The sequence below is a fragment of the Streptomyces alfalfae genome, from assembly GCF_004127445.1.
Taxonomy (GTDB): domain Bacteria; phylum Actinomycetota; class Actinomycetes; order Streptomycetales; family Streptomycetaceae; genus Streptomyces; species Streptomyces alfalfae.
Window position 1 is genome coordinate 1 of the sequence record NZ_QEXM01000032.1, and the last position, 5,780, is coordinate 5,780.

Genomic DNA, 5,780 nt, shown 5'->3' on the forward strand with positions numbered 1-5,780 from the left:
GACCTGGCGGAGGCCGGACTTGTCGCCATCCACCAGCCCGGCGGCGACGAGTCCGCCGGCGGCCAGCCAGACGTGACACTGCTCGAAAGGGTGCTCAGTGGACTTCGCAAGCTCTAGCGGCGGAGCAACAGCCCGCTCCACCACCAGCGCGAAAATCGTGGTGGCGGGCGGCTTCGGCGTGGGCAAGACCACGTTCGTCGGGGCGGTCTCTGAGATCAACCCGCTGCGCACCGAGGCCGTCATGACGTCCGCGTCCGCGGGCATCGACGACCTCACCCACACCGGGGACAAGACCACCACGACGGTGGCCATGGACTTCGGCCGCATCACCCTGGACCAGGACCTGATCCTGTACCTCTTCGGCACGCCGGGCCAGGACCGCTTCTGGTTCATGTGGGACGACCTGGTCCGCGGCGCGATCGGCGCGGTCGTCCTCGTCGACACCCGCCGCCTCGCCGACTGCTTCCCCGCCGTCGACTACTTCGAGAACAGCGGGCTGCCGTTCGTCATCGCCCTCAACGGCTTCGACGGCCACCAGCCGTACACCCCCGAAGAGGTGCGCGAGGCTCTGCAGATCGGTCCGGGCACGCCCATCATCACGACGGACGCCCGACACCGTGCAGACGCAAAGAGCGGCCTGATCACGCTGGTCGAACACGCACTTATGGCACGACTCAAGTAGGTTGGTCTTATACGGTAGTTGCCGTAGACAACACGGAGGCGCCTGTGTCCTTTGACACGAGTGCACGCCGTGTTCATAACGTTTCGACAGAGAATTGCCAGGTGGCCGCAACGCGACGCGGTCACCTGGTTTCGCTGCGCGCACAAGAGCCCCGCCTTTTGGCGGGGCTCGCTCTTTATGACCGATTTATCTGAGGCTTACACCACTCGGGGGTTCCGCTTCCCGGTGTTTGGTCCAGCAGCGTCTGACGTGCTGGAATGCGCTGAACTGCCCAGTAGCACGGGCCTTGGAGACGACAGCGGCACGACGCGAGTGGTGCCGCCGCCGAGAGGTTGTTGGTCGAGTGAGGCGAAGCAAGACGAGCCCCGCGGCACCCCCCACGGGAACACCGGGGGACGCGCGGGGCAACTTCACCCCGCCGCCGCGCACAGCGGCGTCCCCTGTTGACGTGACCGCCACATCCGGCAACGAGCCCGCGGCTCCCTCCGGTGGGCGGATGTCCCCGCGCAACTGGCGTGTGCCCACCAGACTGAACGCGATCCTGCTCATACCCGTGCTCGTCGGCCTGGTCATGGGCGGTTTCCAGGTGAAGGGCTCGATCGACACCTGGAACGAGGCCCAGGACGCCGAGAACACCGCCCGCCTGGTGCGGGCCTCCCTCGACTACGGCAACCGACTGATCGAGGAGCGCGACCTCACCGCGGCCCCGCTGCTGAACGGCAAGCGGAACGACCCGGCCGTCGTCAAGGCCCGCAAGGCCACCGACGCGGCCGCCGCCGCGTTCAAGGAGGCCACCGAGAAGATGCCGGACAAGGAGGGGCTGAACCGCCGCCTCGCCGGCTTCCGCAAGGTCGAGCCCCACCTGGCCCCGCTCCGGCAGAACGCGTACACCACCAAGCTCAGCGGCGTGAAGACCGAAGAGGGCTACGTCGCCATCCAGCACCCCCTGATGGAGTTCGCCAACGAACTCGGTCTGGGCACCGGCAACATCACCAGCTACGGCCGCACCGTCTACGCGATCTCGCTCTCCAAGGCCGCGCTCTCGCTGCAGCGGTCCATCGGCACGCACCTGCTGGTCAAGCCCGGCCCCGGCACGGGCTCGCTGGCCCTCCAGCGCACCTCTCTCGCTTCGTACGCCTACCTCGAGCGCATCGCCATCGAGGAGTACACCGGCGGCGGCACCCCCGAGGACGTCGCCAAGCTGGAGCAGATGGAGAAGGACCTGACGGCCGCGGGCGAGAAGCAGGCCAAGGAGTCCGCCGCCGACGCCAAGTCCCAGGGCGAGACCTTCGTCCCGCCGCCCTCGCAGGAGAAGATGGTCTCGGCCATCGCGGGCCTGGAGAGCACGCAGCCGAGCGCGCGCGCCACGCTGGCCGGCAAGGGCGTCACCCGCGAGGCCTGGTGGGCCACCACCACCGCCAAGTTCGACGCCTACCGCACCATCGAGTCGGACCTCGCCGACAAGGCCGTGGACGAGGCGTCCGACATCGCCGCCGACGCCCAGCGCAACGCCTACATCACCGGCGCCATCGTGGTCCTCGCGCTGCTCGCCGCCTTCCTCCTGGCCGGGCTCATGGCCCGCCAGATGTCCACGGCGATGCGCCGCCTGCGCACCGCGGCCTTCGGCATCGCCGAGCAGCGCCTGCCGATGCTGGTCGACCAGCTCTCGCGCACCGACCCGGGCCGCGTCGACACCCGGGTCGAGCCCATCCCGATCAACTCCACGGACGAGATCGGCGAGGTCGCCCGCGCCTTCGACCAGGTGCACCGCGAGGCCGTGCGGCTCGCCGCCGAGCAGGCACTGCTCCGGGGCAACATCAACGCGATCTTCACCAACCTCTCGCGCCGCAACCAGTCGCTGATCGAGGGCCAGCTGACCCTCATCACCGACCTGGAGAACAACGAGGCCGACCCGGACCAGCTGGAGTCTCTCTTCCGCCTGGACCACCTGGCGACCCGTATGCGCCGCAACGGCGAGAACCTCCTGGTCCTCTCCGGCGAGGAGCCGGGCCGCCGCTGGGACCAGCCGGTCCCGCTGGTCGACGTCCTGCGCGCCGCCTCCTCCGAGGTGGAGCAGTACGAGCGCATCGAGCTCTCCGGGGTTCCGGAGGCCGAGATCCACGGCCTCGCCGTGACCGACCTCGTGCACCTGCTCGCCGAGCTCCTGGAGAACGCCACCACGTTCTCCTCGCCGCAGACCAAGGTCCGGGTGACCGCGACCCGGCTGCCCGACGGCCGCATCATGGTCGAGATCCACGACAAGGGCATCGGCCTCACCGCCGAGGACTTCGCGGACATCAACCACAAGCTGGCCAACCCGCCGACCGTGGACGCCGCGATCTCGCAGCGCATGGGCCTGTTCGTGGTCGGGCGGCTCGCCGACCGGCACGGCATCCGCGTCCAGCTCCGCCCCTCGGGCGAGCAGGCGGGCACGACGTCCCTCGTCATGCTCCCCGACCCGATCACGCACGGTGGCGGTGGCGAGCAGCAGGGCCAGGACGAGTTCACCGTCTCGCAGATCATCCCTGAGCAGCAGACCCTTGAGGCCGAGCCGATACGCACGGCCGCCGAGCTGGGCTTCGACGACAGCCGGTACCACGGCGGCCAGGAGGCCCAGCCTCAGCTCGACCCCGTCGGCCGCTCCCTGATGCGCGAGGAGCGCCGGGCCGCCCTGGAGGCACAGGCCCAGCAGCCGGGCGACGACCGCCCGCTCTTCCGCGACGAGGTCGAGCCGCGCCCCCAGCAGGGCGGCTACGACCAGCAGCCCGGGTTCGACCAGCAGGGCCAGTACGAGCAGCAGCCTTCGTACGACCAGCAGCAGGCCGGGTACGACCAGCAGCAGCCCGCGTACGACCAGCAGGGCGGGTACGACCAGACCGCTCCCGCGTACGAGGGGCAGAACGCCGGCTTCGACCAGCAGGCGCCCGCCTACGACCAGCAGCAGCCCGCCTACGACCAGCAGGGCGGCTTCGGCCAGGGCCAGGACCAGCAGGGTTACGGGAACGCGCAGTACTTCCCCGGTCAGGACGGCTACCAGAGCGGCCACCAGGACGTCCCGGTCAGCTATCCGGAGCGGTCCCAGCAGGACGACTGGCCCACCGGCGACGGCCACCAGGGCGCATACCACAACGAGTACGCCCAGGAACCGGAATCTGTCCGGGCCGACCACACCGACGAGACGGACCGCGTAGGCTTCGAGCGTCCCGGTCCGGTCCCCTCCACCGTCCACGAAATGACCGACGCGGGCCTCCCGCGCCGCGGTTCGTCCGGCTCGAACGGCAACGGAAGCGCCCCCGCCGGTCCCCCGCAGACCTCCGGCAACGAGAGCGGCTCCGGCAGCGAGACCTGGCGTTCGTCCAACGACGAGCGCTGGCAGCGGGCCGAGCGCCTCAAGGAGCCGAAGGCGGGCGGGGTCACCTCGTCCGGGCTCCCGCGGCGGGTTCCCAAGGCCAATCTGGTCGAGGGCACCGCCGAGCAGACCCCGCAGGGCGGCCCCCAGGTCTCCCGCGACCCCGAGGACGTGCGGGGCCGGCTGAGCAATCTTCGCCGGGGCGTCCAGCGCGGACGCACCGTGAGCAATGACACGAACGGCCAGGGCTTCAGCCCTGATAGCACCTACAACCAGGAGCGTTAGTGTGAGCCCGATGAGCCAGGCGGCGCAGAACCTGAACTGGTTGATCACCAACTTCGTGGACAACACCCCCGGGGTGTCCCACACGGTGGTGGTCTCCGCCGACGGACTCCTTCTGGCGATGTCCGAAGGCTTCCCCCGCGACCGTGCCGATCAGCTCGCGGCCGTCGCGTCGGGTCTCACCTCCCTCACGGCCGGGGCCTCCCGGATCTTCGAGGGCGGTGCGGTGACACAGACCGTTGTGGAGATGGAGCGAGGATTTCTCTTCATCATGTCCATTTCCGACGGTTCTTCCCTCGCAGTTCTCGCCCACCCCGATGCGGACATCGGTCTCGTCGGGTACGAAATGGCACTTCTTGTCGATCGTGCGGGCACTGTTCTCACACCGGACCTGCGCGCGGAACTCCAGGGGAGCCTTCTCAACTAACAGACAAGCGGTGCGTTTTCGCGTCCCGTGCCCGTAAGGTTTCGGGACGCGGCTCCACAGTGATGGTGCCCGGCACAGTCGGAGGAGGAAGCAACGTGGCAACACCCCCAGACGGTCCGTCATCGGCGAACTGGTCCCCTGGTCATGGTCAGGGCGGCCAGTACGACGGCGGGGCCCACCGGTACGACTTCCCCTCCGCGCCGAGCCACCGCCGACAGCCGTACGCGCAGCCCCAGCAGCCGGGGCCGCGCCCGTACGACCAGGGCGCGCCGGGTCGCGCGCCCCGCATCCAGCCGGTACAGCAGCAGCGGCGCGCCCCCGCACCGGCGCCCGCGGGTTCGGCGAACAACCCCCTGGTGCGCCCGTACGCCATGACGGGCGGCCGCACCAGGCCCCGCTACCAGCTCGCCATCGAGGCGCTGGTGCACACCACCGCGCAACCGCATCAGCTCCAGGGCCAGTTGCCCGAGCACCAGCGGATCTGCAACCTGTGCCATGAGATCAAGTCGGTTGCCGAGATCTCGGCACTGCTCACCATTCCCCTCGGCGTCGCCCGGATCCTCGTAGCCGACCTGGCGGAGGCCGGACTTGTCGCCATCCACCAGCCCGGCGGCGACGAGTCCGCCGGCGGCCAGCCAGACGTGACACTGCTCGAAAGGGTGCTCAGTGGACTTCGCAAGCTCTAGCGGCGGAGCAACAGCCCGCTCCACCACCAGCGCGAAAATCGTGGTGGCGGGCGGCTTCGGCGTGGGCAAGACCACGTTCGTCGGGGCGGTCTCTGAGATCAACCCGCTGCGCACCGAGGCCGTCATGACGTCCGCGTCCGCGGGCATCGACGACCTCACCCACACCGGGGACAAGACCACCACGACGGTGGCCATGGACTTCGGCCGCATCACCCTGGACCAGGACCTGATCCTGTACCTCTTCGGCACGCCGGGCCAGGACCGCTTCTGGTTCATGTGGGACGACCTGGTCCGCGGCGCGATCGGCGCGGTCGTCCTCGTCGACACCCGCCGCCTCGCCGACTGCTTCCCCGC

General features: G+C 69.6%; 6 protein-coding genes. All 6 read left to right on the forward strand.

Annotation, left to right across the window (positions count from 1 at the left end; translation table 11 throughout):
- Positions 1–117: DUF742 domain-containing protein (locus DCW30_RS13100; protein ID WP_129299895.1), on the forward strand; the 117-nt coding region annotated here is incomplete at its 5' end.
- Complete coding sequence (locus DCW30_RS13105) at positions 98–682, forward strand: GTP-binding protein (protein WP_129299896.1); 585 nt, start codon at positions 98–100, stop codon at positions 680–682. The genes DCW30_RS13100 and DCW30_RS13105, both read left to right, overlap by 20 nt.
- Before the next feature lie 343 nt (positions 683–1,025).
- Complete coding sequence (locus DCW30_RS13110; protein WP_076684324.1) at positions 1,026–4,316, forward strand: sensor histidine kinase; 3,291 nt, start codon at positions 1,026–1,028, stop codon at positions 4,314–4,316.
- A 10-nt stretch (positions 4,317–4,326) separates the two neighbouring features.
- A complete protein-coding gene (locus DCW30_RS13115; RefSeq protein WP_062779227.1) occupies positions 4,327–4,740 on the forward strand; it encodes a roadblock/LC7 domain-containing protein in 414 nt (137 codons plus the stop codon).
- A gap of 95 nt (positions 4,741–4,835) precedes the next feature.
- A complete protein-coding gene (locus DCW30_RS13120; protein ID WP_062779221.1) occupies positions 4,836–5,426 on the forward strand; it encodes a DUF742 domain-containing protein in 591 nt (196 codons plus the stop codon).
- Positions 5,407–5,780: GTP-binding protein (locus tag DCW30_RS13125; protein WP_206740254.1), on the forward strand; the 374-nt coding region annotated here is incomplete at its 3' end. The genes DCW30_RS13120 and DCW30_RS13125, both read left to right, overlap by 20 nt.

Bases quoted from the DNA above. Each gene is read 5' to 3' on its own strand.
- DCW30_RS13115 (WP_062779227.1), top strand. From the start codon at position 4,327: ATGAGCCAGGCGGCGCAGAACCTGAACTGGTTGATCACCAACTTCGTG.